Origin of the sequence: Kluyvera sp. 142486, from assembly GCF_046569695.1 — a bacterium.
GTDB lineage: Bacteria > Pseudomonadota > Gammaproteobacteria > Enterobacterales > Enterobacteriaceae > Kluyvera.
The window spans coordinates 304,881-329,952 of record NZ_JBKHUI010000001.1 but is presented as its reverse complement, the minus strand read 5'-3'; the positions used below and the strand labels follow the sequence as shown (position 1 = coordinate 329,952).

The window sequence follows — 25,072 nt, the reverse complement described above, 5'->3', positions numbered from 1 at the left end:
GATGATAAAACGTCAGTTAGGGCAAGGGCTTGAGGTATCGGCGCTGTCGCTCGGCGCGATGGGCTATGGTAAAGCTCGCGAGCTACCGGACCGCGAGCAGATGATTGCGCTGATCCGCCATGCGGTTGAGAGCGGGATGGATTTCTTCGACACCGCTGAAGTTTACGGTCCCTGGACCAACGAACGGATGGTCGGCGAGGCGCTTGCGCCGTTTCGCCATCAGGTCAAAATCGCCACCAAATTTGGCTGGGATATCGATCAGCTAACCGGCGAGCATCGCGGGGGCGTCAACAGCCGTCCGGAGCAGATCCGCCGCTCAATAGAAGGCAGCCTGAAACGTCTGGGTACCGATTACATCGACCTTTACTATCAGCACCGCGTTGATCCTGACGTGCCGATGGAAGAGGTTGCAGGAACGGTGCAGGACCTGATTGCCGAAGGAAAAGTGCGCTGGTTTGGCATGTCGGAAGCCAGCGCCGACTCGATTCGTCGCGCCCACGCGGTGCAGCCGCTGGCGGCGCTGCAAAGCGAATATTCCCTGTGGACGCGCGAGCCGGAGCGTGAGATTTTGCCAACGCTGGAAGCCCTCGGTATTGGGCTGGTGCCCTACAGCCCGCTGGGTAAGGGCTTTCTGACCGGGAAAATCAACGCCTCCACGGTCTTTGACAGTAGCGACATTCGCGCCCACACGCCGCGCTTTGCCGATGCCGCCCGCGCCAGCAATCAACAGCTGGTTACGCTTATCCGCCAGATTGCCGACAAACACGCCGCCACTCCGGCACAGGTGGCGCTGGCATGGTTGATGGCGCAAAAGCCGTGGATTGTGCCGCTGTTTGGCACCCGCAGCCAGACGCGTTTTGAGGAGAATATTGGCGCGCTGAACCTCACGCTTGATGCGCAGGATCTCAAACGCATTGCCGATGCCAACATCGAGATTCAGGGCGAACGCTACCCGGCGGAAGTCCTGCGTTTTTCTGGCCGATAGTGACGGTATTCATGAAACTGGCTCATAGCTCAGTTCTGATTTCACCCTCTAATCAACCTTACGCCATCGCTCTATACTTTCCCCATTTACCGATTCAGATGGGAGCCTGCGGGCTCCCTACGGAGACGCTACGATGCAACATTCATTAAATGACCGCCAGCAGGCGATGATCCCCATTGCCGCCCTGACCGCCAGCGGTGACATGACCCGATTGACGACCGCGCTGCATGAAGGGCTGGACGCTGGGCTGACCGTCAATGAAATCAAAGAAGTGCTGGTGCAACTGTACGCCTACTGCGGTTTTCCACGCAGCCTTAATGGCCTCGGCTGCTTTATGGCGGTGATGAACGCGCGCCAGGCGCAGGGCATTGTCGATGAAGAGGGGCCATCGGCAACGCCGCCAGCGGCGGACTGGGACAGCCTGAGCGCCGGGCGAGATACCCAAACGGCGCTGGTGGGCAGAGCGGTGAACGGGCCGCTGTTTGATTTTGCCCCGGCTATCGATACCTACCTGAAATCGCACCTCTTCGGCGACATTTTCCAGCGCGATGTGCTGGACTGGCCGACGCGCGAACTGGCAACCATTTCCGCGCTGGCCGCCATTCCTGGCGCAGAAAGCCAGCTGAAAAGCCACTTTGCCATCAGTCACCATAACGGCATCACCCCAGAGCAGTTTCAGGCATTTATCGCCGTGCTGGCAGCGAAATGCTCTTCGGATATGGCGGCCAATGCTAATGCGGTACTGGCGAAGTTTCTTGCTGAAACCGCAAAGTCATAACGCTGCGCGACGAGAGGCCGGATAAGTTCAGCGCCACCCGGCAATTGGCTTAATGACCGAAGTGCTCGCGCAGGATCTGCGTTAGCAGATCAAACACCAGCCTCACGCGGGCAGGGAGCAGCGGCAGGTGCGGGCGAAATATATAGAGCTGCCAGGGCTGATAGTTGAGCTCTGGTAGCAGATTCACCAACTCACCGCGCTGCAGGAACGGGCGCACGGTAATATCTGCCAGTTGGCTAACGGTGCGTCCGGCCAGCGCCGCCGCCAGTTCGCTGTCGATATCGAACGCGACAAACGCCGGATTGGCCGGAAAGAAACTATTATCGTTAGCAAACTGCCACGGCCAGACGCGGCCGGAGTTGCTGTTGCTGAGCGCGCTCAGCGGGTAGTGAAGCTGCAGCGCTTTAAGGTCAGCGGGCTCGCCCAGCCGCTGGATTAACGCTGGCGCCGCGACAATCTGCACCCCGACCGGACGGATCGTTTTAACGATATAGCGGTTATCCGGCACCGCACCGATACGAATACCAATATCAATCTGCTCATCAATAATATTCAGGTGACGACCGGTGTTGTGCCACTCGATGGCAATCTCCGGATAGTCCGACAGCTGATGCAGAAGCTGGCAGATAATATCCCGGTTCTCAAACAGCGGGGGCAGGGTGATGCGAACCTTACCCGCCATGGACTGCTCGTTGCGCTTCTGGCCTTCGGCGAACAGCGCTTCGCTTTCCGCCAGCAGCAATTCGGCCTTGGGCCAGAACTGCTGACCAAACGGCGTGAGCTTAATTTGCCGGGTATTACGCAGGAACAGCATTTCGCCAAGCTGGCTCTCAAGTTCGGCGATACCACGGGTGACTTGCTGTGGCGCAAGGCCCAACTGTGTAGCGGCTTCGCGGAATTTGAGTGTCTGCGCGGCGGTGCAGAAAATTTTTAGCGCATCAAGTTTATCGAGCATGGTGTGGCCTGATGATGAAGGGTTCAGTGGTTATTATATCCAAAAATGGAATTCTGAAAGCAGGATAAATTCATATACGGGTAATAATCCGCGACGGATAATCACGCCATCGAAACGTGGGGCGACAACGCCTGACAGTGTAAATATTCACAGGTTAGCAGGAGGGTTTATGGATCAGCGGACATGGCTTATTACAGGCGTAAGCAGCGGTTTTGGTCGTGAAATGGCGCAGCAACTGCTGGCGCGCGGTGAGCGCGTGATCGGCACGGTGCGCAGCACGGCGAAGGTAGAAGATCTGCTGGCCGCGTGGCCGGAAACCTTCAGTGCCCCGCTGCTGGATGTCACCGACGGTGCGGCGGTGCGCCAGGTTATTGATGAATCCTGGGCGCGTTTTGGCCGCATTGACGTGGTGATTGCTAACGCCGGATACGGCCTGTTTGGCGCAGCGGAAGAGCTGAGCGATACGCAGGTACAGCAAATGATTGATACTAACCTGCTTGGATCTATTCAGCTTATCCGCAGCGCACTGCCGCATCTGCGCGCACAGGGTGGTGGCCGGGTGATTCAGATCTCCTCCTACGGCGGCCAGGTGGCTTTCCCCGGTAACTCGATGTATCACGCCACCAAATGGGGCATTGAAGGTTTCGTTGAAGCCGTAGCGCAGGAAGTAGCGCCGTTTGGTATCGGGATGACTATCGTCGAACCGGGCGGTGCGCGCACCGAATTCCGCTACGGCAGCGCGCAGGTCGCGACGCTGATGCCGGAATATGATGTGACGCCAGCGCATAGCTTCCTCAAAATGCTCGATCCGGCGAACGGCCAGGCTCCGGGCGACCCGGCGCGAATGGCGGCACGTATTATTGAAAGCGTAGAGCTCAATCCGGCCCCGCTGCGCATGGTGCTGGGCTCGCAGGCGCTACACAGCACCATATCGACGCTACAGGCTCGTATTGCCGATTTTGAAACACAGCAAGCGCTTGCGGCATCGACCGATTTCCCCGCTGGCGAGTAACCCCTTCACCGGCAGCATGTGTCTGCCGGTTTATTCTTTTTTGTCAGGATATTATGAGCAGAACCGATCACTCCACGCCGAATAAACGCGCCGCCACCTCCGGGATCTTCTTTATTGTGATCCTCGGTGCGCTGATGGCATTTACCTCGCTTTCAACCGATATCTACCTGCCTGCCATGCCGATGATGGCCTCGGAACTGCAGGGGAACGTCGAACTGACTATTACCGGCTTCCTGATTGGTTTCTCGTTTGCTCAGCTTATCTGGGGGCCGATTAGCGACCGCATCGGCCGCCGTATCCCGCTGTTTATTGGTATGGTTCTGTTTGTGATTGGTTCTGCCGGCTGCGCGCTGTCGAGCGATATGCCGCAGATTGTATTCTGGCGCGTGTTTCAGGCATTTGGCGCCTGTACCGGGCCGATGCTGGCGCGCGCAATGATTCGCGACCTCTATGCCCGCACCCGCGCGGCGCAGATGCTCTCGACGCTGGTGATTATCAGCGCCATCGCCCCGGTAATAGGTCCACTGCTCGGTGGGCAGATTGTGACCATCGCTTCCTGGCGCGCGGTGTTCTGGCTGCTGGTGGTGATGGGGTCGGCGATGTTTATCGCGCTGTGGTGGCTACCGGAAACGCTGCCTGTCGAAAAAAGGCTGACCACGCCAATCACCAGCGCGTTTGGTAACTACGCTTCGCTGTTGAAAAACCGCGAATTTATGCGCTACACCCTGTGCGTAAGCTTTTTCTACGTGGCGGCCTACGCCTTTATCGCCGGTTCACCATTTGTCTATATCAGCTACTACCACGTTGACCCGCAGCACTACGGCTGGCTGTTTTCGGTCAATATTATCGGCGTGATGGCGCTAAGCTCCGTTAACCGCCGCTTAGTGCAGCGCCACCCGCTGCATACGCTGTTACGGGTAGCCGCTTTTGTGGCGGCGCTGGCGACCGTACTGCTGGCGCTGTCGGTGAAAACGCATATTGGCGGCATGGTGGCGATGGTGCTGACCATCTTTATCTTCTTCTCGATGAACGGCATTGTCGCTGCGGCCTCGACCGCCGCTGCGCTGGATACGGTGCCGTCGAATCTGGCGGGTTCGGCCTCGGCGCTGATTGGTTCGTTGCAGTACGGCAGCGGGATCGTCTCATCGCTGCTGCTGTCGGTGTTTAGCGACGGCACGCCGTGGGCGATGGCCTGGATTATGATGGCCTTTACGCTGCTGTGCTTTGTGATGGTGATGAAAGGTAAAAGCGGAGAGCAACGCACGTTGGCGCAGGAATAAGCCCACTGAATATTCGGTTACATATTGATACGAAAATGGTTGCAGCGGCTTATTATATTCTGTTTTGTATATGATAATGATGTTATATCGTAACGCCAAAATCCGCGTCCGTTTGCCATTCCTGCTATTACCAGATGTGTTGCAGCCGGGTAGGCGAAACCATTGGGAGCATCAGGGTGTCATTACCACCGCTATTGCAGAATCAGGCGCCGCATCCGCGCCTCTTTTTGCGTCTTACCATTGCTAAATTTTCCCTCTACGGCGTACTGCTGCTGGTCGGCCTGATTTACGCGTTCCTGCTGTTAATAGCAGGAACCGGCCTCTGGCTGCCTACGTTCCGGCTGCTGCTGGCCATCGTGCTGGTGGCGCTGGCGTTTGTTGATAACGCCATACGCTATGAGAGCCCAACCCCTGAGGCGCAAAGCGATGAAGCCCCCCCAGCGCGGCAGCGTCGGTTACTCCCTCCCGCCATACAGAACTGGCTGAACTATTTCCAAAACCACCTGGCGCTGACAGCGGTACTGTCGCTGCTGGCGATATTTTTCGCCGTTTCCGGCCTCGCGGACCGCAGCCCGGCTAGTGAAGCCGACACGGCGATAAGCCGGGTCATCCCCGGCATTCTGCTGGTCATCAGTTTTGGCCTGCTGGTTATCGAACGCACCATTGGCTTTAAGACCATCCGCCATTGGCGCTACCAGCAGGAATATGTCGGGCTGACGCGCGTGATGCTGAGCCTGCTGCTCCTGCTGGCCGGGTCGCTGCTGCTGGTGACCTATTCGCCGACGCTGACGCTGTGGCTTATCAAACTGGGCTGCCTGCTGGTGCTGCTGGTGGCGCTGGAATATTTCCTGCGCGTGCTGATTGTGATAGTTACGCCGCTACCTCAGGATACGTCTACCCGTTTCCTGACCCGTAGCCTGTTTGCCGCCCAGTATCGCTGGCCGCTGCGCCCGCTGGCTTTTGTTCTCGACACGCTGGAACAACGCTTTGGCATCGATCTGCGTCAGGTTCAGGCCTTCCGTCTGATGGGCAAAACCTTCGTCCCGGTGGTTTGTGGGCTGGCGGTGCTTGGCTGGTTGTTGAGCGGGTTGACGCAGGTGCCGCTGCATCAGCGGGGCATTTACGAACGCTTTGGTCGCCCGATGGCGGTGCTATCGCCGGGGCTGCACGCCGGTCTGCCATGGCCGTTTGGCCGGGTTCGCGCCGTGGAGTACGGTGCGGTGCATGAACTGCGCCTGAGCGATGAGCCGGAACAGAAAATGCGTGATGACATACCTGACAGCGCGGAAGGCCCGGCGCCACAAAATAGCTGGCGTTTGTGGGACAGCAGCCACCTGACCGATCAATCGCAGGTGATCGCCAGCCAGGCTGCTGATAAACAAAGCTTCCAGATAGTGAACATGGATATCCGCCTGATCTGGCGCGTGGGGCTGCGCAATGAAGACGCGCTCAACAGCCAGTATCAGGCGGAAGATTTGCCGGTGCTGATCCGCAGTATTGCCCGTCAGGTGCTGGTGGCGCAGTTTGCCAGCAAACAGCTGGATGAACTGCTCAACGAGCAACGCGCCAGTCTATCGACGACGCTTAATCAGCAAATCCAGCAGCGTTTAACCGCGCTGCATACCGGCGTGGAACTGCTCTCGACGCGTATCGAAGCCATCCATCCGCCAGCCGGGGCCGCCGACGCCTATCACGGCGTACAGGCGGCACAAATTGCCGCCAGCGCGCGGGTGGCTCGCGAGCGGGGCTATGCGGCAACGGTAACCAGCGGCGCGCGACAAAACGCCGAAACCCGCGAGAACGACGCGCAGGCGTTTGCGGCGGAAAATCTCTCCCGTGCCCAGGCCGCCGCGGCGCAGTTTGCCGCCGACAGCCAGGCCTGGCAGCAGGCCGGTCAGGCCTTTATTCTTGAGCGCCGTTACCACATTCTGAGCCAGACGCTGGCCCATACGCCGCTTCTCATCCTGGATAGTCACCTTCAGGGCACCAATGAACCCGTTCTGGATATGCGCCAGTATCCTGCGCTCTCCGATAGCACTGCACCACAGAAGGCCAGCAAACCATGAAGATCCATTCAATCGTTCCTCCGCAGCGTACGGAAAAAGTGGGCGTGCGTCAGGCGACATCTCCCGCGCCGCTGCGTAATAAGCGGGCGCTGCGCCTCGGTATTGCGGCCTTTTTACTGACCCTGGCGGTGCTAACGGCTTGCCTGCTTAACGTCAGCGCGGGCAGCGCGACGGTGGTGACCCGTTTTGGCAACCCGGAGCGGGTGCTGCTTTCACCGGGGCTGGCGTGGCGATTACCGGCGCCGTTTGAAACGCCAATCAACGTTGACCTGCGCGTGCGTTCCACCTCCAGCGGTTTGCAGGACGTGGGGACCCGCGACGGGCTTCGGGTGCTGGTACAGGCGTGGGTTATCTGGAAGGTGAAGCCGGATGACGGCAACGTGCTGCGCTTTATCCGCGCAGTTCAGAACCAGCCGGATGAAGCGGCGCGCCAGATTCGCACCTTTATCGGCTCGGCGCTGGAAACCACCACCAGTAACTATGCGCTGGCGGATATCGTCAACGTCGATAGCAGCAAGGTAAAAATCGCCCAGCTGGAGCAGGCGCTTCAGTCGCAGCTAAAAGCACAGTTGCTCAACAGCTACGGCATTGAAGTTATCCAGACCGGCATTGAACGGCTGACGCTACCGGCGGTGACGCTTAACGCCACCGTTGACCGTATGCGCGCCGAGCGCGAAACCATCGCGGCGGAGCGTACGGCGGAAGGTAAACGGCTGGCGGCGGAAATTCATTCCCAGGCCGACCGCGATGGGCGCATTGTGGAGGCCGATGCCTCCGTCAAGGCGGCGACGATTGTGGCGAACGCCCAACGCGATGCGGCGACGATTTACGGTAAAGCCTGGGCCAGCGATCCACAACTCTATAACCTGCTGCGCTCGCTGGATACGCTGAGCACCATCGTTAACGGCAATACCCGTATGGTGTTGCGCACCGATGCGGAGCCGTTCCGGGCGCTGGTGCAGGGGCCGGATGAGCTTAAAGAGACGGCGAAACCATGATACGTGATTCGCAGATTTCGACGCCGTGGGGGCAGTCGTACCGCCTGGCCTTTTTTGCGCTCTACGCGGCGGCAATTATCGCCGCCTGCGCATGGCTGTTTTCCAGCATCTACCAGATAGCCCCGGACAGCCGGGCGGTGGTCTACCGCTTCGGTAAGCCAGTGCGGGTGGAAGGGGCGGGGCTGCTGTTTGCCTGGCCGTACCCGATTGAGCGGGTGGAACAGGTGCCGGGCTCGGAGCGCATTCTCGAGCGTGATGTGTTGGCGCTGCAGCGGGAACAGCAGCTGAGTCAGATTAACAGCTGGGACAGGGACAACGATGCAGGCGCAGGTGCTGGCTATTTGCTGACCGGCGATGCGGGCGTGGTGCAGCTTAACGTGCGAGTGTTCTGGCGGGTTGACGACCCGGTGCAGTTTGCGCTGCAGCGCCCGCATATTGAGCCGTTGCTCGACCGGCTGGCTGAACGTGCGGCGGCGGTGGTGTGCGTAGGCCGCGATCTGGACTCGATTCTGGTGACCCGTCCTGAGACGCTGCAAAACGACAGTCATGCGGCGCAGCAGCGTATCCAGCTGCGCAGTGATTTTAAGCAGGCGATGGCGCAAAGCCTGACGCGGCTGGCTGCCGGGGGCAACGATCCGGGCATTCGTATTGAGCGCGTGGATATTACCTCTTCACTGCCGGAAAACGCCGTGGCGGCGTTTAACGCGGTGCTGGCCGCCGGGCAGCAGGCGGAGCAGGCGGTGGCGAGCGCGCGCACGGCGGCAGCATTGCGCACTCAGCAGGCGCAGCAGCAGGCCGACCGCACGCTGGGGCAGGCGCAGGCTCGTAGCCAGGAAATTGTGGCGCAGGCCAACGTCGATACCCGCACCATTGTTCAACTGGCTCAGGCACGTCACGACGGCACCGATGGCGGGCTGCTCCAGCGCGTCTGGCGTGACAAAGTGGCGCATATTCTGGCGCAGGCCGGGCAGGTGATTACCGTGGCTCCGGGTGACGACAGCCGACTGATCCTGCAAGGATTAACGTCGCAGCCCGCTGCGCCGACCAACAGCGAGGCAAAACCATGAGCCATCAGTGTAGCCACGGCCATATTCACTTTAGCGGTAATCTGCAAACGCCAGCCGAACAGCGGCGTATGCAGCGCCAGCTGACCCTGACCATGGTCACCATCGGCCTGCTGTTGTTGAGCTTACTCTGGCGGGCAATCGCCCCAGATCAGCCCGGCATCAGCGATATTCTTGCAGGCGTCGCCTGGCTGCTGGTGGCCGTTCCGGTGTTTCGCGCCGCGTGGCACAGCCTGCTGCACCCGGACCTGCACGGCGTTACCGACCTGCTGGTGGTGCTGGCGATGCTGGGAGCCTGGGCGCTCGGCGATTTAATGACCGCTGCGCTGCTGCCGGTTATCATGATTTTCGGCCATATCCTCGAAGAGCGCAGCGTAATGGGAACCCGTCAGGCAATTGCCGGGCTGAGTAAGTTGACGCGCAGCCAGGCCCGACGTGTGCGCGCCAACGGTGAACTGGAATCCGTGGACAGTCAGCATCTGCAAGCGGGAGAGGTTGTCGAGGTGCGACCGGGCGACCGGGTTCCCGCCGACGGGCGAATTCTTTCCGGCCACGCCAGTCTTGATGTGGCACATATCACCGGTGAATCCGTACCGGTTGAAGCCACCTCGGGCATGAACGTTTTTGCGGGCAGCATCAACCTGAACGGCCTGCTGCGCGTTGAAGTCAGCCATACCGGTGACCAGTCGACGCTCGGTAAAGTCATTGCACTGATGAAGGATGCCGAGCAGGCGAAACCGCCGATCACCCGCATGCTTGAGCGCTATGCCGGGCACTATCTTATTCTGGTGCTGCTGATTGCGGCGACCACCTGGTTTTTAACCTACAACAGCCAGGCCATGCTGGCGGTGCTGGTCGCGGCGTGTCCCTGCGCGCTGGTGCTCTCGGCGCCGGCCACCGCGATGGCGGGTATTGCCGTCGCGGCACGGCACGGCATTCTGATCCGTAATGCGGCATTTCTTGAAGAACTGGCGGATGTCGATGCGTTGATCGTCGATAAAACCGGGACGTTGACCCAAGGGCGCTTGAGCTTTGTGGAGGCGGTGCTGACGACGGACCTCCCGCGTGAACGGGTGCTGGCGCTGGCGGCTGCGCTGGGTGCCACCAGTAACCATCCGGTGAGCCGGGTGCTAGCGGAGTCGGTGACCGAACCGGGTAAAATCGCGCTGCGTGAGGTCAAAGAGATTCAGGGCGTTGGCATTACTGCGACAACCGATGATGGCGTTGCGCTACTCGGACGGCAGGCGCTGTTTACCCAGCATCACGTAACGGTAGCGCCGCTGCCGGAGCATGAAGGCCCGGTGGTCGGGTTGGCGCTCGATGGCGTTTTCCTCGGCTGGTTTCTGCTGGAAGATACCCTGCGCCCGGAAGCGCCTGCGGTGATTGCTGAACTGCAATTGCTAGGCGTTAACCGTGTACAACTGCTGACCGGCGATCGGCTGGCGGTTGCCGAGCGCGTGGCACAGCAGGCGGGCATTAATGAATTGGCGGCTGAAGCGCTACCGGCGGAAAAACTGCGTCAGGTGCAGGAGATGGTTGATGACGGCTGGCGGCCAATGGTCGTCGGCGATGGCATCAACGATGCGCTGGCTTTAAAAGCCGGTGCGGTGGGTATCGCGATGGGCGGCAGCGGTGCGGATATCGCGCTGGCGTCGGCGGACGTGGTGCTGGCGGGCGGTGATTTGCGCCGCTTGCCGAGCGCTATCCGCCTGAGCCGTAAATGCCGTGCGACGCTGCAGGTGAACGTCTTTATTGGGCTGGGCTGGACGATTCTTATCGTCGCCGCGGCGGCGATGGGATTGCTGGGTTCGGCTGGCGCGCTGATTGCGGCGGTGCTGCATAATTTGAGTACGCTGCTGGTGCTGCTCAACACCGGTCGCTTGTTGCAGTTCGATGAGACCCACTAAACGGAGCGTGGCAAAACCGCGTTGCCACGCGCTTTCTTGCGCTACAGCGCTCTGACGTTGCCCTGATACACCACCGGGCCGGAAGGCCCTGGCAGCGGGGAGCCGCCAGGCGGTTCCAGGCTTATGGCCAATATGGTTTGATTATCCAGCGCCTCGGCGGGGAGCTTGAAGGTATTACCGTCGCGCTGGGTGATTAGCCCGAGTGAGCGCGGTGGGGCACTGCCCTTGATCATCCACAGTTGCAGGGTTTTATCGCGCGGCAAGGTGACATCCAGCGCCGAGACCTGAAGCGTGGAAACCGATTTATCCAGCATCACCACGAACTGCCGTTCGGACTGCTTGTCGCTAAGAATGGCAATGGTCTGCAGCGCAGGCGCAGCGTCTGGTTTTATCACCTGAGTGAAGACGACGACCCCGCCCAGCGCAGCGGCAAGCGCCCAACCGAGCCAGAATAGCGGACGGTTTTGTGCCGATGAAACGGCGTGAGCGGTCTGAATTGGCGCCAGATCGCGTTCGATGTGCTGCCAAAGCCCAGGCGAAGGCGCAACATCACGGCTGGTGACGTCAATAGCGCTAAACGCCTTCTGCCAGCGCGCGACTTCAGCGGCAAAATCGCCGTCTTCATTCAGCCGTTTATCCAGCTGCCGTCGTTTCAGTGGGTCGGTTAGCCCCAGCACATAGATGGCGGCCGACAATACTTCTTTCTCTTCCGTGCTCATAGGCCAATACACTCCCTGAGGTGGGTCAACGCGCGACGGATCCAGCTTTTCACCGTGCCTTCCGGCTGGTTCATCGACAGAGCAATCTCGGTTTGCGACAGGCCGCGATAATAGGCCAGCGCAATGCTTTGGCGTTGCTCTGCGGGTAAATGGTCCATGCAGTGATGAAGTCGACGCGCCTCCTGATGTACGTCGTCGCCGGGAGGCGGCGCTTGAAAACTGTCTTCGGCCTCGCTTATCTCCTCAACCGAACAACAGCGATGCTCATGCTTGCGCAAATAATCGATCGCACGATTCCTGGCGATATGGCTGAGCCAGATTTGCGGTTCGCTGCGCTGCTCGTCGTAATAGATAGCCGATTGCCAGATTTGAATAAAGGTATCGTGGAGGATCTCTTCGGCCCAGTCACGACGTCTGACCATGCGCAGAATGATGCCTAGCAGTTTGGGAGAAAGGAGATGGTAGAGCTGCGCCAGGGCATCTTTATCGCCGCAGGCTATCTGATTCATTAATCCGGCATGAATATGAGGCGCATTAGCTGTCATTGGCTTCCCTTAAAGGTGCAGCCACACCAGGAGTGGCTGCACACAGTATAGGCAATGCTTTACGGCATCAGCACAGTATCGATAACGTCGATGACACCGTTACTCTGATTGACGTCATAGGTCGTGATATTGGCGATGTTGCCGCGCGCGTCTTTAATCTGAATATTGTGCGGCCCGTTTGCCATCACCCACAGCGATTCGCCGTTAACGGTTTTCAGCTCAGCCTTCCCACCGCCGGCTTTAATTTTTTTCTCCAGCGCTTTCATATCCAGCTTCCCGGAGACCACGTGATAGGTGAGCACGCTGGTGAGTTTTTGTTTGTTTTCAGGTTTCAGCAGTGAATCAACGGTGCCCGGAGGCAATTTTTCGAACGCGGTGTTCGTTGGGGCGAACACGGTAAATGGACCACTTCCTTCAAGCGTTGGTACTAACCCCGCCGCTTTAACTGCCGCGACCAGCGTGGTGTGGTCCTTCGAGTTAACGGCGTTTTGCACAATGTTTTTCGATGGATACATCGCCGCACCGCCGACCATGACGGTGCTGTTGTCCATCATTGCTGCCTGGGCAGCACCATTTACGATCAGGGTAGAAAAAAGCATCGTTTTAAGAAATTGTTTCATTTTCACTTCCCTCATTGGCTGTTTTAGGAAGGGTTTATGTGCCCTCATCTACTAATACGAATGAAGAAAGAAAACGGATGCAAAAAAGATGAATTATTTAATCAGGCGGGAAACCGTGGGCCGGTTACGGTATTTATCTTCCCACGGCATCCCGTAGCCAACCAGCAGATCGTCATTCTCCATCTCCCACGCGAAGTACTGCTTCACCGGGATTTCTACGCGCCCAGGCTTTACGAACAGCACGGCAACCGACACGGAGGCTGGCTGGTAGCGTTCAGACAGATGCGCAACCAGGCGCTTCATGGTGCCGCCGGATTCAATCGCGTCGTCAATCACGATGACGTGCCGGTTGGTGATATCAATATTCTGGTGATAGACGATGGTCGAACCGTTGTGGCGGTCACCCGGCGTGTGGGGGCAGGAGATATAGTCCATGCTGATATCAAAATCTAACTGCCGGGTCAGATCGGCGGTGAAGAGGATCCCGCCGGGCACCACGGTAATCACCACGGCATCGCGAAAATCGTGGTTTAGCTGCATCGCTACGTTGCGCACGCCTGCCGCAATCGTCGCTTCATCAAGGATAATTTCGCCAATACGGTGATTGCTCATGTTAACTCCTGGTCTGAGGTTATGACGGTAGCGATGGTGAATCCATCACAATCGAGCATGATTGCTGGTAATAAACATCATCATGCTGCACAGAAAATATCGACGGACGTTCAGCCAACCGAAATCACCGTGTCCTGTAAGATCCCGGCGATGATATCGCGCGCCTCACGGGTCTCGGGAAGCTCGCGGTGTTGCCCGCTGTGATACTGCGAAAGCCAGTACGTCAGCATCCCAAGAACCAGGCGTACGGCGCGCCCCGGCGCAGGTAAAGTCGCTGAGGCCGCACGGGTCAGGCAGTCGGTTATGGCTGGTTGAATGGCGATTTGCTGGTCGCTGGCGTGCTGGATGAGCGTGGCGTATAGCGGTTTCAGGCTACCGCGACGGGATTCGTAGTAATACTTAAGGAACAGTTCTTCCGCGCAGGTGAAGGGCTGCGCGCTAAACCAGGCGTGGGTCTGCTGCTCAAGTTGCTGTAGATGAGCGATCAAACCCTGGGGTAAGGTGATGCACACACGATGCTCCATGATGTCGGGAGAGTCCTGCCTGACGGCAACAGTGGGCTAATAGATAGCGCCACTATGATACATTGTGATAGGTTGTGCAATATATTGATCGTTTGTGGGAGGCGGCCTTGATTGATTATGATGCTTTGCCCGATCAGCGACAGGCGTTTATTCATCAATTGCTGATGAAAACCGGCCGGGTGATTGGCGCAGATGTGGCACGACAGCTTGGGGTTTCAGAACATACGATTCGTCGCGACCTGCAGGAACTGGCGCGTCAGGGATTGTGCAAGAAGGTTTACGGCGGTGCCGTCAGTCAGCTAATTGCTTCAAGTTCTCTCGCCTCGCGTATTGAACAAAACGTCTCTGAGAAGTCGCTGGTGGGGCGCAAATGTGCGGAACTGCTGAAACCAGAATCGTGCGTCTTTATTGATTCCGGCTCAACCTACCTGGCGATGGCGACGTTTATTCCGGAGGACATTGAACTGACGATTGTTACCAACTGCCCGCAAATCGCCGCGGCATTAGGGGCCAGAACCCACGGTGAACTGATTCTTTTGGGCGGTAAAGTGAATCCGAAAACGGGGAGCACGCTCAGCTCAGACACGGTGAATCAGGTGCGGGAGATGGTTTTTGATCAGGCGTTTATCGGCGTCTGCGGCCTGGATCTGCAGGCGGGGTTGAGCGCGGTCTATTATGAGGACGCCTGTTTTAAGAAGCAGGTCATCGCGCAGAGCAATGAGGTGATTACCGCCGTCACGGCAGAAAAAATCGCCCAGGTCGCCCGCTATAAAGTGGTTTCCTGCGAAGAAATTGATGTGATGGTGGTGAGCCCTGACACCCAGACGGTGGATTTCAACAACGGTAATATCCGCATCGAAAGGGCTGAATAGCCTATCTTCCGGGAGGGTGAGAACCTTCCCATTTCGCTACACGATAGGCGTGAAAGCAATGATGATGGCGTGATTTTAATTAAGTTTGAGAGGGATATTGCAGAGATACAGCAGAATGGTGCGTCTGAATGGACTCGAACCATCGACCCCCACCATGTCAAGGTGGTGCTCTAACCAACTGAGCTACAGACGCATAATGGTGCGTTTAATTGGACTCGAACCAACGACCCCCACCATGTCAAGGTGGTGCTCTAACCAACTGAGCTATAAACGCATTAATGGTGCGTCTGAATGGACTCGAACCATCGACCCCCACCATGTCAAGGTGGTGCTCTAACCAACTGAGCTACAGACGCATTGTTGCTTGCGGCAACGGGGACGAATATTAGCGGCAGCGACGGTCGGTGGCAAGCGGAAAATGTGTGATTTCACCCGACTGGAGAACTTTTGCCCATATTGCGCGCGTTTTAGCGCGCTTAGCGAAAATCCGTTGATCTCGCAGCATTTTATTTATCCAACCGTCGGAAGGATGCGATGGAAAATCAGGATGGTCTGTGTGGTTGAGAAATAAATTGTTATAATATAACATATCATTTTTCTCGCATCAGATAAGGATAAATAATCATGAAACTTCTGGGTAAAGTGACGCTGGCGGTGGGTGCGCTGGTGATGGCAGGGCAGGCATTCGCGCATGGACATCACGATCACGGGCAACCGTTAACCGCGGTGGAGCAAAAGGCCGCCGAGGGCGTATTCAACGACAGTGACGTCAAGGATCGCGAACTGAAGGACTGGGAGGGCATGTGGGAGTCGGTGAACGGCCTATTGCTGTCCGGCGACCTGGACCCGGTTTTCCAGAAGAAAGCCGATAAAGATAAGCGCAAAACTTTCGCCCAGATTAAAGAGTATTACCGCAAAGGCTATGCCACCGATGTGAACATGATTGGCATCGAAAACGGCACGATGGAGTTCCATACGGGCGATAAGGTGAGTTCATGCCAGTACCGCTATGCGGGGCACAAAATTCTGACCTACACCTCCGGCAAGAAGGGCGTGCGCTATCTGTTTGAGTGTCAGGATGCTAACAGCACTGCGCCGAAGTTCGTCCAGTTCAGCGACCATATTATTGGCCCGCGTAAGTCCAGCCATTTCCACATTTTTATGGGGAATCAGTCTCAGGACGCACTGCTGGCAGAAATGGATAACTGGCCGACCTATTATCCATTCCAGTTGACGAAACAGCAGGTGGTTGACGAGATGCTGCACCACTAAGTGATAGCGCCGGGCTACATTTGAGTGTAGCCCGGCCAAGCGGAGCGCCGCCGGGAAGGTTAACGCGAGGCGCGCTGAAGGATCACCACATCCGGTTGACGCTGCAGGAAACGCATTCTCAGCATCATCAATACCGCCGCCGACGTCAGACCAATAATAAAGCCCCACCAGAAGCCCGCCGGGCCCATTCGCGGAACCACGATATCGGTCAGCGCCAGCACGTAGCCGCACGGCAACCCCAGCACCCAGTAGGCGATAAAGGTAATAAAGAAGATCGAACGGGTATCTTTATAACCACGCAGAATACCGCTGCCGATAACCTGCACCGAGTCGGAAATCTGATACAGCGCCGCCAGCAGCATCAATTGAGCGGCAAGCGTCACCACTTCCGGATTATCGTTGTACAGCAGTGCGATATGCGTACGCATCAGGGAGGTGAAAATGGCCGTACATACCGCCATGCACACGCCGACGCCGAGCCCGGTGCGCGCGGAAACCTGCGCATCCGGCGTAGAACCCTGCCCAAGGCGGAAGCCCACGCGGATAGTCACCGCTGCCGCTAGCGACATCGGCAGTACGAACATCAGCGAGCTAAAGTTCAGCGCAATCTGGTGACCGGCAACGTCGACGATCCCCAGCGGAGAGACCAGCAGCGCCACCACGGCGAACAGTGTGACTTCAAAGAACAGCGCCAGTGCGATAGGCAACCCCAGAGAAACCAGGCGTTTCAGGATGGCCGCATCCGGGCGGGAGAAACGCTCTTTATTGCGGATATCGCGCATTGAGCCCGCATGGCGGACGTAATAGAACATGCTGAAGAACATCACCCAGTAGACCGAGGCGGTGGCAACGCCGCAGCCTACGCCGCCAAGTTCCGGCATGCCGAAGTGGCCGTAGATAAAGATATAGTTGACCGGAATGTTCACCAGCAGGCCGATAAAGCCCATCACCATGCCGGGCTTGGTTTTCGCCAGACCTTCGCACTGGTTACGCGCCACCTGGAAGCACAGGTAGCCCGGCGCACCCCATAACAGGGCGCGCAGGTAGCCGACCGCTTTATCGGCCAGCGCCGGGTCGATGTTATGCATTGAGCGGATGATATATCCCGCGTTCCACAGCACGACCATAATTAATACGGAGACGAGCCCGGCCAGCCAGAACCCCTGACGTACCTGCTGTGCGATACGGTCGCGGCGACCAGAGCCGTTGAGCTGGGCAATCACCGGGGTGAGGGCTAGCAGTAAGCCGTGACCAAAGAGGATCGCCGGCAGCCAGATAGAGGTACCGATGGCTACCGCGGCCATGTCGGTGGCGCTGTAGCCGCCCGCCATAACCGTGTCGACAAAGCCCATCGAGGTTTGAGCAACCTGCGCGAGGATAACCGGGATAGCCAGCGCTAATAACTGCCGCGCTTCACTAAAGTACTTCTGCACGTGAACACCTGTATTGTTGTTATTTATTCTCGCTATACGCTAGGTATAGGAGACAGAAAAGCCGCCTTAACCGGCAGCAAGAAGAATAAATAGAGGATTTGCTCCATTATTGTAGCGAGGATTTGCTTTTAATCTAGTCAAAAAATAGGTGGAGCGCCGGGGAAGGTAGCAACCTGTTTTCTCAACTGCTATTGTGCGTAGCAGACGAATCGGTAGACGTACCGTAATGATTATCAACAGGAGTTAACTGCATGTTCACTGGTATTGTGCAGGGCACGGCAAAAATCGTGTCCATTGATGAGAAACCGAATTTCCGTACCCACGTTGTGGCGCTGCCGGAACACATGCTGGCAGGCCTTGAAACGGGCGCATCGGTTGCACACAACGGCTGCTGTTTAACGGTCACTGAAATTAATGGCGACCAGATCAGTTTTGACCTGATGAAAGAGACGCTACGCATTACCAATCTGGGTGATGTGAAAGAGGGCGACCTGGTCAACGTCGAGCGTGCGGCGAAGTTTAGCGACGAAATTGGTGGTCATTTAATGTCGGGTCATATTATGACCACGGCGGAAGTGTCTAAAATTCTGACCTCTGAAAACAATAAGCAGATCTGGTTTAAAATTCAGGACCCGACGCTGATGAAATATGTCCTGTATAAGGGCTTTATCGGTATCGATGGTATCAGCCTGACGGTCGGTGAAGTGACTGCCACGCGTTTCTGCGTCCACCTGATCCCGGAAACGCTGGATCGCACTACGCTTGGCAAAAAACGTCTTGGCGATCGCGTGAATATTGAAATCGACCCGCAAACGCAGGCGGTTGTCGACACCGTTGAGCGCGTGATGGCGGCAAAAGAAGCGGCAGCGCAGCAGGCTGCGGCGGAATAAGCATAAAAAAGCCCGGGGCGTTCCGCTCCGGGCTTTTTTGTTTTTAACGGGCGACGCGCAAACCGCTCTCGACGCCGCGCGAGAACATCACCTGCCAGAGCTGAATATCTCGCGCACGGAAAGCACCCGCGCAGGCGTTGAGATAGTAGCTAAACATACGTTTGAATCGTTCAGAATAGTTGTCCGCGATTTCCGGCCAGCATTCGAGGAAGCGTTCATGCCATGCCATCAACGTTGTATCGTAGTCAGCGCCAAAGTTATGCCAGTCTTCCATCACAAAGTGGGGTTCGCTGGCGTGCGCAATCTGGCGTACTGAGGGTAAACAGCCATTCGGAAAGATGTATTTGTTGATCCAGGGATCGACGTTATTGTCCGTACGCTTCGAGCCGATAGTGTGCAGTAAAAACAGTCCGTCGGGCTTCAGGTTTCTGTCGACGACGGAAAAATAGGTGTCATAGTTTTTCGGACCAACGTGCTCAAACATGCCGACGGAGACAATACGGTCAAACTGGTCGTTAAGGTCGCGGTAATCCTGCAGCAGGATCTCGACGTCCAGCCCTTCGCAGCGGGCCTGGGCCATTTTTTGCTGTTCTGCCGAAATAGTGACGCCTTTAACGCTGACGCCGTAATTTTTTGCCATGAACGCCGCCAGACCACCCCAGCCGCAGCCGATGTCCAGCACGCGCATTCCGGGCTGTAACTGCAATTTCTGACAGATGAGATCAAGCTTGGCCTGCTGCGCCTCTTCAAGCGTTTCGGCGTCTTTCCAGTAACCGCAGGAGTATTGCATATAGGGGTCTAGCATGCGGCTAAAGAGATCGTTACCCAGGTCGTAATGTTCTTTACCGACCTGCCAGGCACGCTTGCGGCTTTGCAAATTAAACAGACGCGCAGCGGCAATGCGAAGCGTGTCTTTAATATGGTGAGGGAGTTGCGTTTCTAATCCGGCGCGTAGCACCTTGTCGAAGAAGATATCCAGACGATCGCATTCCCACCAACCGTCCATATAACTTTCGCCAAGTCCCAGCGAACCTTCTTGTAACACGCGTTTAAACAACCGAGGATTTCTGACTTGTATATCGCAGGGAGCATTGCCGTTTACTTCAATGCCTGCGCGGCCTAGCAGCTCGCTGACAATACGATACCAGTCGTCATCCGGTACACTAACTTCTTCTATACACGATGAGCTCATAGCTTCTCCATCCCGACCTGATGATCAGAACCTTAAAACAGCGTAGACGCTTTTTTTGGGTTTGTGAGAAATCTCACGAAATTCGTGAGCCTGCTATCCGACGTAGCACAGAGGAAGGGAAGAATCCCTTGCCGAAAGCCAATCCATGGTTCAACGGGAAGCTATCCTGCTCCCGCTTAATAAGTTCAATCTATATTATTTATGTGATGCGGATCCAGTATAGGACGCTAAGATTGTTGATTCAACTAAAAATCTTAGCGTCCTAATCATTTTCTGAGATATTGATATGAGTGATATTTAGGCGTGAGAAGCGGCGTGTTCCATTTCACGTTCAGCGCGACGAGCGGCTAACTGCATCCAGTAGCCGATGCCTGCGAGCAGCACGGTAACCAGCATCACGCTGGTGGTGGTCAGCAGCGGCGTGGCAATCAGCGTGGATACCGCAAGGCTTGCCAGGAAACACAGCCCTAACTGCAGCGTGTTTTGCAATGCAGCGGCGCGGCCCGTTGCCTGTGGGAAGGGCTTCAGCGCCTGAGCGACGACGATTGGGTAAATCGCCCCGTTTGCAATGGCCATCACGCAGAACGGAATCAGCAGGGCGGTTAACGATGCGTTTTCCGCCAGACCCACGGCCCAGGTACCCACCACGCTCAGCGCGTAGATGACCAGCAGCCACGGCAGCATCTGAGCGCCACGCCATTTTTGCAGCGCGGCGCGACAGCCGTAACCGCCAATCAGGAAGGCGATGGTTTGCGGCACATAGCTCAGGCCAATCACCGTCGGGCTGTAGCCCATCTCATGCAGGATAAACGGCGAACCGGTCAGCCAGGCGAAGAAGCTCGCCGAGCAGGCAGCGTAAATCAGCACGTTGCCGCGGTAATCTTTACTGCGCAGCAGGCGCATAAAGGTCAGCTTTTCTTCGCTGGTGGCGATTTTTTTGTGCGCAGGCTTGAGGCGGAACGCCGGAAGCATCAGCACCAGGGTAATGATAAACAGCGTGGCAAAGATGGCCTGCCAGTCAAAGTGCGCCAGCAGCCAGCTACCCAGCAGCGGGGCGAGCGCCGGAGAGAGCCCAACCAGCGGCATGATGGTGGCAAAAATGCGGTTGGTACGCTGGGCCGGATAGTAATCGGTCACCATCGCCTGCCAGGTCACCGCCGCGGCGCAGACGCCAACGGCCTGAACAAAGCGCAGCACCAGCAGCGTGGTGCCATCGCGCACCCACAGCATGCCAATGCAGCCGATAGCGAAAATGGTTAACCCGGATAGCAGAATCGGCTTGCGACCGTAGCGATCTGACAGCGGCCCCCAGAGGAGCTGCGCGACGGCAAAACCGGCCAGGAACAGGCTGAGACTTGCGCTTACGGCTGATGCCGGCGTCTGCAGGTCTTCCTGAATGGCGGCAAAGGCGGGGAGATACATATCGGTAGCCAGAAAGCCCAATACGCTCAGCCCCGCGAGCCAGACTAAAAATCCTTTCCCAGGTTGCATTAATTTCGCCCTTTTTATCATGAATAAACGATGCCGCTGAGTGTAGAGAGTGCATAACGGCTTGTGAAACGCTAATATTTGAGTCATGGATTCAAAATATTTGAAGGCATAAAATGTGGTCTGAATATTCTCTGGAGGTGGTTGATGCGGTGGCGCGCAACGGCAGCTTTAGCGCTGCGGCGCAGGAGCTTCATCGCGTGCCTTCTGCGGTCAGCTATACGGTGCGTCAACTTGAAGAATGGTTGGCAGTACCGCTGTTCGGACGTCGTCATCGGGACGTTGAACTTACCCCGGCTGGAGCCTGGTTTTTGAAAGAGGGCAGGTCTGTTATCAAAAAAATGCAGATCACCCGTCAGCAGTGCCAGCAAATCGCCAACGGCTGGCGAGGGCAGTTGGCGATTGCCGTCGATAATATCGTGAAGCCGCAGCGAACCCGGCAGTTGATTGTCGATTTCTACCGTCACTTTAGCGACGTGGAGTTGATTGTTTACCAGGAAGTGTTCAACGGCGTTTGGGATGCGCTGGCCGATGGTCGCGTAGAGTTGGCGATTGGCGCCACCCAGGCGATCCCGGTCGGTGGTCGCTTCGCGTTCCGCGATATGGGGATGCTCAACTGGCACTGCGTGGTGGCGAGTACCCATCCGCTGGCACAGATGGAAGGCCCGCTCAGCGATGATGTGTTGCGCAACTGGCCGTCGCTGGTGCGTGAAGATACCTCGCGATCGTTACCGAAGCGAACGACCTGGCTGCTCGATAACCAGAAGCGAGTGGTGGTGCCGGACTGGGCCTCATCGGAAACCTGTATCTCGGCGGGGCTTTGTGCGGCGATGGTGCCGGGGCATCTGGCGCAGCCATGGCTGGATAGCGGGGCATGGGTGGCGCTACAGCTTGAGAACCCCTTCCCGGATGCCGCCTGTTGCCTGACGTGGCAGCAAAGCGAAGCGTCGCCGGCGTTAAGCTGGCTGCTGGAATATCTGGGGGATAGCGAGACGTTAAATGAGGAATGGCTGCGGACACCCGAGTAGGGTGTCCGTGGGTAACGCTTAGCGGCGATAGTCGCGGAACGGGCCGTCGGCCACGGAGCGACGTTCGATAAGGCGCGGATGCACCTCAATCGACTGCGAGGTTTCTCGCTTGCTGACGATACGGTCCATCAGCATGTTAAACGCCGTCTCACCAAGCGAATCTTTCGGCTGGTGGATGGTCGTCAGCGCCGGGGTGAAGAAACGTGAGTTGCGCACGTTATCATAGCCGATCAGCGAAATGTCCTGCGGCACGCGCAGACCCATCTCATCCGCGGCGCACAGTGCGCCCATCGCCATAATGTCACCACCGCAGAAGATAGCGGTAGGGCGCGGCTGCTGGGACAGGATCTGCTGCATTGCGCGATAACCCGATTCTGGCTCGAAGTCGCCCTGCACAATCCAGTTCTTTGGTACGTTGATCTGCGCTTCTTCCATCGCTTTCATAAAGCCCGCCAGACGACCTGCGCCGGTGTTGCGCTCTAGTGGGCCAGGGATGACGCCGATATCGCGATGACCGCGCTCAATCAGGTAACGACCGGCGATATAGCCGCCTTCAAAGGCGTTATCGATAACCGAGTCGGTGAAGTCCGCTTTGGCTTCGCCCCAGTCCATCACCACCATCGGGATGTGTCGGTACTCTTCGAGCATCGTCAACAGGGATTCCGGATATTCGGAGCACATGACCAGCAGGCCATCCACGCGCTTTTGCGCCATCATCGACAGGTAGGCGCGCTGTTTTTCCAGGTTGTTCCAGGCGTTGCCCAGAATCAGGGTATAACCTTTCTCAAAGCAGTTTTTCTCAACGGCTTCGATAATTTCGGCAAAGTAGGCCGCTTCGCTGCTGGTTGCCAGCAAACCAATCGATTTGGTGTGGTTCACCTTCAGGCTGCGGGCAACGGCGCTCGGAGAGTAGTGCAACTCTTTGATCGCCGCCCAGACGGCTTCACGCGTCTCCTCGGCGACAAAACGCGTTTTGTTAATTACATGTGATACGGTTGTAGTGGAAACGTTTGCGCGCTTCGCTACATCTTTAATAGTTGCCATTCCATCTCACTCCAGACCCTGGCCTGCCCCTGATAAAATCGAAAGGAAAACGTTTGCCTTCACACACCCTGACGCAATTTTGTGGATTGCGATTCGCCGGGAAAACGATACAGGACGACAGGAGGGGGTCAATGGCCGGTACGCTTATAAATAAGCGTCGAATTTTGACTTATCCTGACGCAAAGTGGAAGAGTAAAAACAAACATCCTGCTAAATCTGTGAAGATTTTTGCGCAATACTGTGTAAAAATGAGCTAGCTCAGTTTTGCTGTAGCGATAAAAAGGAGAAAAGTTGATGAGTACCGAACTTAAGATGTCACTCACCACCACCGTCATTACCCTTGCGCTGATCGTTGCCGCAGGTTTGACTGCTGTACTGCATTAATTCCTCTGCGAGGGGGCACTCGCTCCCTCCTGTCTGATTGTTACCCATTTAGCAATAATCTTTTGCTGTTTTGTACACTTCTGTTTTTATGTGATTGATGTCATGCTTTTGCCCATTATCGACATGCCGCGTCTGTCGTGCGGCTAACCGGAGCATTTGCATGAAAATTAACTTTCCCTTACTGGCGTTAGCCATTGGGGCCTTTGGCATCGGGACGACCGAATTCTCCCCAATGGGTCTCCTGCCGGTGATTGCAAAAGGTGTGGACGTCTCCATTCCCGCAGCCGGGATGCTGATCAGCGCCTATGCCGTAGGGGTGATGGTTGGTGCGCCGCTGATGACGCTGCTGCTTTCACATCGTGCCCGTCGAAACGCCCTGATCTTCCTGATGGCCATTTTTACCCTCGGCAACGTGCTTTCGGCGATGGCGCCGGACTACACCACCCTGATGCTGTCACGTATTATCACCAGCCTTAACCACGGCGCATTCTTCGGCCTTGGCTCCGTTGTTGCTGCAAGCGTGGTGCCGAAGCATAAGCAGGCCAGCGCCGTGGCAACCATGTTTATGGGGCTGACCATTGCCAATATTGGTGGCGTGCCGGCGGCAACCTGGCTTGGCGAAACCATTGGCTGGCGGATGTCTTTCCTGGCAACGGCAGGGCTTGGCATTATTGCCATTCTGGGGCTGTGGTTCTCTCTGCCGAAGGGCGGGGCAGGTGAAAAGCCGGACGTGAAGCGCGAACTCTCAGTGCTAGTGCGCCCGCAGGTGCTGTCGGCACTGCTGACGACCGTGCTTGGCGCGGGGGCGATGTTTACGCTCTATACCTATATTTCACCGGTGCTGCGGACGATAACTCACGCCACGCCAGCCTTTATTACCCTGATGCTGGTGCTGATTGGCGTAGGCTTCTCTATCGGTAACTACCTTGGCGGTAAATTTGCCGACCGTTCGGTAAGCGGTACGCTGAAAGGCTTCCTGCTGCTGCTGATGGCAATCATGCTGGCAATCCCGTTCCTTGCGCAAACGCAGGTGGGCGCGGCATTCAGTATGGTGGTGTGGGGGGCTGCAACCTTTGCGGTGGTGCCGCCGCTGCAAATGCGCGTGATGCGCGTGGCTCACGAAGCGCCGGGTCTTTCTTCCTCGGTGAATATCGGGGCGTTCAACCTGGGTAATGCACTGGGTGCTGTCGCGGGCGGAGCGGTGATCTCCGGTGGTCTGGGTTACAGCTTTGTGCCGGTTATGGGGGCGATGGTTGCCGCGCTGGCGCTGCTGGTGGTATTCCTGAGCGGCCGTTCCCGTGGTGAAGAGGCACTGGCCAGCCAGTAAAAACAAAAACGCAGAAGGGAGACCTTCTGCGTGATACGAGATAACCCGGCGGAGCGTGGCGATGCCGGGTTATTTTT

24 protein-coding genes and 3 tRNA genes are annotated in these 25,072 nt (G+C 57.0%); 14 read left to right on the top strand and 13 right to left on the bottom strand.

The features are described from left to right. Position 1 precedes the first annotated feature (1 nt). Both ACLGE8_RS01645 and ACLGE8_RS01640 read left to right on the top strand, forming a co-directional pair. The gene (locus tag ACLGE8_RS01645; protein WP_410996099.1) at positions 2-985 is read left to right on the top strand and encodes an aldo/keto reductase; all 984 of its coding nucleotides are present in this window, start codon (positions 2-4) and stop codon (positions 983-985) included. Between the two features lie 106 nt (positions 986-1,091). Further along, entirely contained in the window at positions 1,092-1,763 is a 672-nt protein-coding gene (locus tag ACLGE8_RS01640; RefSeq protein ID WP_410996097.1) for a carboxymuconolactone decarboxylase family protein, read from the top strand. A 49-nt stretch (positions 1,764-1,812) separates the two neighbouring features. Here the strand turns inward: ACLGE8_RS01640 and ACLGE8_RS01635 are convergent, their stop codons facing one another. Then, positions 1,813-2,718: a LysR family transcriptional regulator gene (locus ACLGE8_RS01635; RefSeq protein WP_410995974.1), complete on the bottom strand. Its 906-nt coding sequence runs from the start codon at positions 2,716-2,718 to the stop codon at positions 1,813-1,815. Positions 2,719-2,887: 169 nt separating this feature from the next. Between ACLGE8_RS01635 and ACLGE8_RS01630 the strand changes: the two genes are divergently transcribed. The 6 genes from ACLGE8_RS01630 (at position 2,888) to ACLGE8_RS01605 (ending at position 11,045) form a co-directional block, all read left to right on the top strand. Beyond that, on the top strand, positions 2,888-3,730 hold the full coding sequence (locus ACLGE8_RS01630) for an SDR family oxidoreductase (protein ID WP_410995973.1): 843 nt from the start codon (positions 2,888-2,890) through the stop codon (positions 3,728-3,730). Between the two features lie 53 nt (positions 3,731-3,783). Then, complete coding sequence (locus ACLGE8_RS01625) at positions 3,784-5,010, top strand: multidrug effflux MFS transporter (RefSeq protein ID WP_410995972.1); 1,227 nt, start codon at positions 3,784-3,786, stop codon at positions 5,008-5,010. A 176-nt stretch (positions 5,011-5,186) separates the two neighbouring features. Next, the gene (hflK, locus tag ACLGE8_RS01620) at positions 5,187-7,076 is read left to right on the top strand and encodes a protease modulator HflK (RefSeq protein WP_410995971.1); all 1,890 of its coding nucleotides are present in this window, start codon (positions 5,187-5,189) and stop codon (positions 7,074-7,076) included. Then, complete coding sequence (gene hflC / locus ACLGE8_RS01615) at positions 7,073-8,074, top strand: protease modulator HflC (protein ID WP_410995970.1); 1,002 nt, start codon at positions 7,073-7,075, stop codon at positions 8,072-8,074. Before hflK (ACLGE8_RS01620) ends, hflC begins: the two co-directional genes overlap by 4 nt. After that, positions 8,071-9,141 (top strand): protease modulator HflK, encoded by a 1,071-nt coding sequence (gene hflK, locus ACLGE8_RS01610; protein ID WP_410995969.1) that lies wholly within the window; start codon positions 8,071-8,073, stop codon positions 9,139-9,141. Before hflC ends, hflK (ACLGE8_RS01610) begins: the two co-directional genes overlap by 4 nt. Continuing rightward, positions 9,138-11,045: a heavy metal translocating P-type ATPase gene (locus tag ACLGE8_RS01605; RefSeq protein WP_410995968.1), complete on the top strand. Its 1,908-nt coding sequence runs from the start codon at positions 9,138-9,140 to the stop codon at positions 11,043-11,045. The genes hflK (ACLGE8_RS01610) and ACLGE8_RS01605 overlap by 4 nt, the downstream gene beginning before the upstream one ends. 41 nt (positions 11,046-11,086) lie before the next feature. Here the strand turns inward: ACLGE8_RS01605 and ACLGE8_RS01600 are convergent, their stop codons facing one another. From ACLGE8_RS01600 to ACLGE8_RS01580, 5 genes are all read right to left on the bottom strand, one after another. Beyond that, entirely contained in the window at positions 11,087-11,764 is a 678-nt protein-coding gene (locus ACLGE8_RS01600; RefSeq protein WP_410995967.1) for an anti-sigma factor domain-containing protein, read from the bottom strand. After that, entirely contained in the window at positions 11,761-12,309 is a 549-nt protein-coding gene (locus tag ACLGE8_RS01595) for an RNA polymerase sigma factor (protein WP_410995966.1), read from the bottom strand. The genes ACLGE8_RS01600 and ACLGE8_RS01595 overlap by 4 nt, the downstream gene beginning before the upstream one ends. A 59-nt stretch (positions 12,310-12,368) precedes the next feature. Continuing rightward, entirely contained in the window at positions 12,369-12,929 is a 561-nt protein-coding gene (locus tag ACLGE8_RS01590) for a fasciclin domain-containing protein (protein ID WP_410995965.1), read from the bottom strand. Positions 12,930-13,022: 93 nt separating this feature from the next. Beyond that, positions 13,023-13,541, bottom strand: coding sequence for a phosphoribosyltransferase (locus ACLGE8_RS01585; protein WP_410995964.1), 519 nt, complete (start codon positions 13,539-13,541; stop codon positions 13,023-13,025). A gap of 110 nt (positions 13,542-13,651) precedes the next feature. Continuing rightward, positions 13,652-14,065, bottom strand: a complete 414-nt coding sequence (locus ACLGE8_RS01580; protein WP_410995963.1) for a hypothetical protein — start codon at positions 14,063-14,065, stop codon at positions 13,652-13,654. 107 nt (positions 14,066-14,172) lie between these two features. Between ACLGE8_RS01580 and ACLGE8_RS01575 the strand changes: the two genes are divergently transcribed. Continuing rightward, complete coding sequence (locus ACLGE8_RS01575) at positions 14,173-14,937, top strand: DeoR/GlpR family DNA-binding transcription regulator (RefSeq protein WP_410995962.1); 765 nt, start codon at positions 14,173-14,175, stop codon at positions 14,935-14,937. Between the two features lie 116 nt (positions 14,938-15,053). On the opposite strand, the gene ACLGE8_RS01570 is transcribed toward ACLGE8_RS01575, so the two are convergent. From ACLGE8_RS01570 to ACLGE8_RS01560, 3 genes are all read right to left on the bottom strand, one after another. Further along, positions 15,054-15,130: transfer RNA gene (locus tag ACLGE8_RS01570), tRNA-Val, on the bottom strand. A 4-nt stretch (positions 15,131-15,134) separates the two neighbouring features. After that, positions 15,135-15,211 (bottom strand) — tRNA-Val (locus tag ACLGE8_RS01565). 5 nt (positions 15,212-15,216) lie between these two features. After that, positions 15,217-15,293, bottom strand: a tRNA-Val gene (locus tag ACLGE8_RS01560). Positions 15,294-15,561: 268 nt separating this feature from the next. On the opposite strand from ACLGE8_RS01560, the gene zinT reads away from it, so the two are divergent. Next, positions 15,562-16,209, top strand: a complete 648-nt coding sequence (zinT, locus tag ACLGE8_RS01555; protein WP_410995961.1) for a metal-binding protein ZinT — start codon at positions 15,562-15,564, stop codon at positions 16,207-16,209. 59 nt (positions 16,210-16,268) lie between these two features. Here zinT and mdtK read toward each other — a convergent pair whose 3' ends face one another. Next, positions 16,269-17,642, bottom strand: a complete 1,374-nt coding sequence (gene mdtK / locus ACLGE8_RS01550) for an MdtK family multidrug efflux MATE transporter (RefSeq protein ID WP_410995960.1) — start codon at positions 17,640-17,642, stop codon at positions 16,269-16,271. Positions 17,643-17,893: 251 nt separating this feature from the next. On the opposite strand from mdtK, the gene ACLGE8_RS01545 reads away from it, so the two are divergent. Further along, the gene (locus ACLGE8_RS01545; RefSeq protein WP_410995959.1) at positions 17,894-18,532 is read left to right on the top strand and encodes a riboflavin synthase subunit alpha; all 639 of its coding nucleotides are present in this window, start codon (positions 17,894-17,896) and stop codon (positions 18,530-18,532) included. A 43-nt stretch (positions 18,533-18,575) separates the two neighbouring features. Here the strand turns inward: ACLGE8_RS01545 and cfa are convergent, their stop codons facing one another. Beyond that, a complete protein-coding gene (gene cfa, locus ACLGE8_RS01540) occupies positions 18,576-19,724 on the bottom strand; it encodes a cyclopropane fatty acyl phospholipid synthase (protein ID WP_410995958.1) in 1,149 nt (382 codons plus the stop codon). Positions 19,725-20,021: 297 nt separating this feature from the next. Continuing rightward, complete coding sequence (punC, locus tag ACLGE8_RS01535; protein WP_410995957.1) at positions 20,022-21,215, bottom strand: purine nucleoside transporter PunC; 1,194 nt, start codon at positions 21,213-21,215, stop codon at positions 20,022-20,024. A gap of 113 nt (positions 21,216-21,328) precedes the next feature. Between punC and punR the strand changes: the two genes are divergently transcribed. Continuing rightward, the gene (gene punR / locus ACLGE8_RS01530) at positions 21,329-22,240 is read left to right on the top strand and encodes a DNA-binding transcriptional activator PunR (RefSeq protein WP_410995956.1); all 912 of its coding nucleotides are present in this window, start codon (positions 21,329-21,331) and stop codon (positions 22,238-22,240) included. An 18-nt stretch (positions 22,241-22,258) separates the two neighbouring features. Here the strand turns inward: punR and purR are convergent, their stop codons facing one another. Beyond that, complete coding sequence (gene purR, locus ACLGE8_RS01525) at positions 22,259-23,284, bottom strand: HTH-type transcriptional repressor PurR (protein WP_410995955.1); 1,026 nt, start codon at positions 23,282-23,284, stop codon at positions 22,259-22,261. Between the two features lie 294 nt (positions 23,285-23,578). Here purR and ACLGE8_RS01520 point away from each other — a divergent pair, with 294 nt between their 5' ends. Then, the gene (locus tag ACLGE8_RS01520; RefSeq protein WP_333496471.1) at positions 23,579-23,668 is read left to right on the top strand and encodes a YnhF family membrane protein; all 90 of its coding nucleotides are present in this window, start codon (positions 23,579-23,581) and stop codon (positions 23,666-23,668) included. Positions 23,669-23,828: 160 nt separating this feature from the next. Next, positions 23,829-24,995, top strand: a complete 1,167-nt coding sequence (locus tag ACLGE8_RS01515) for an MFS transporter (protein WP_410995954.1) — start codon at positions 23,829-23,831, stop codon at positions 24,993-24,995. Positions 24,996-25,072: the final 77 nt, after the last annotated feature.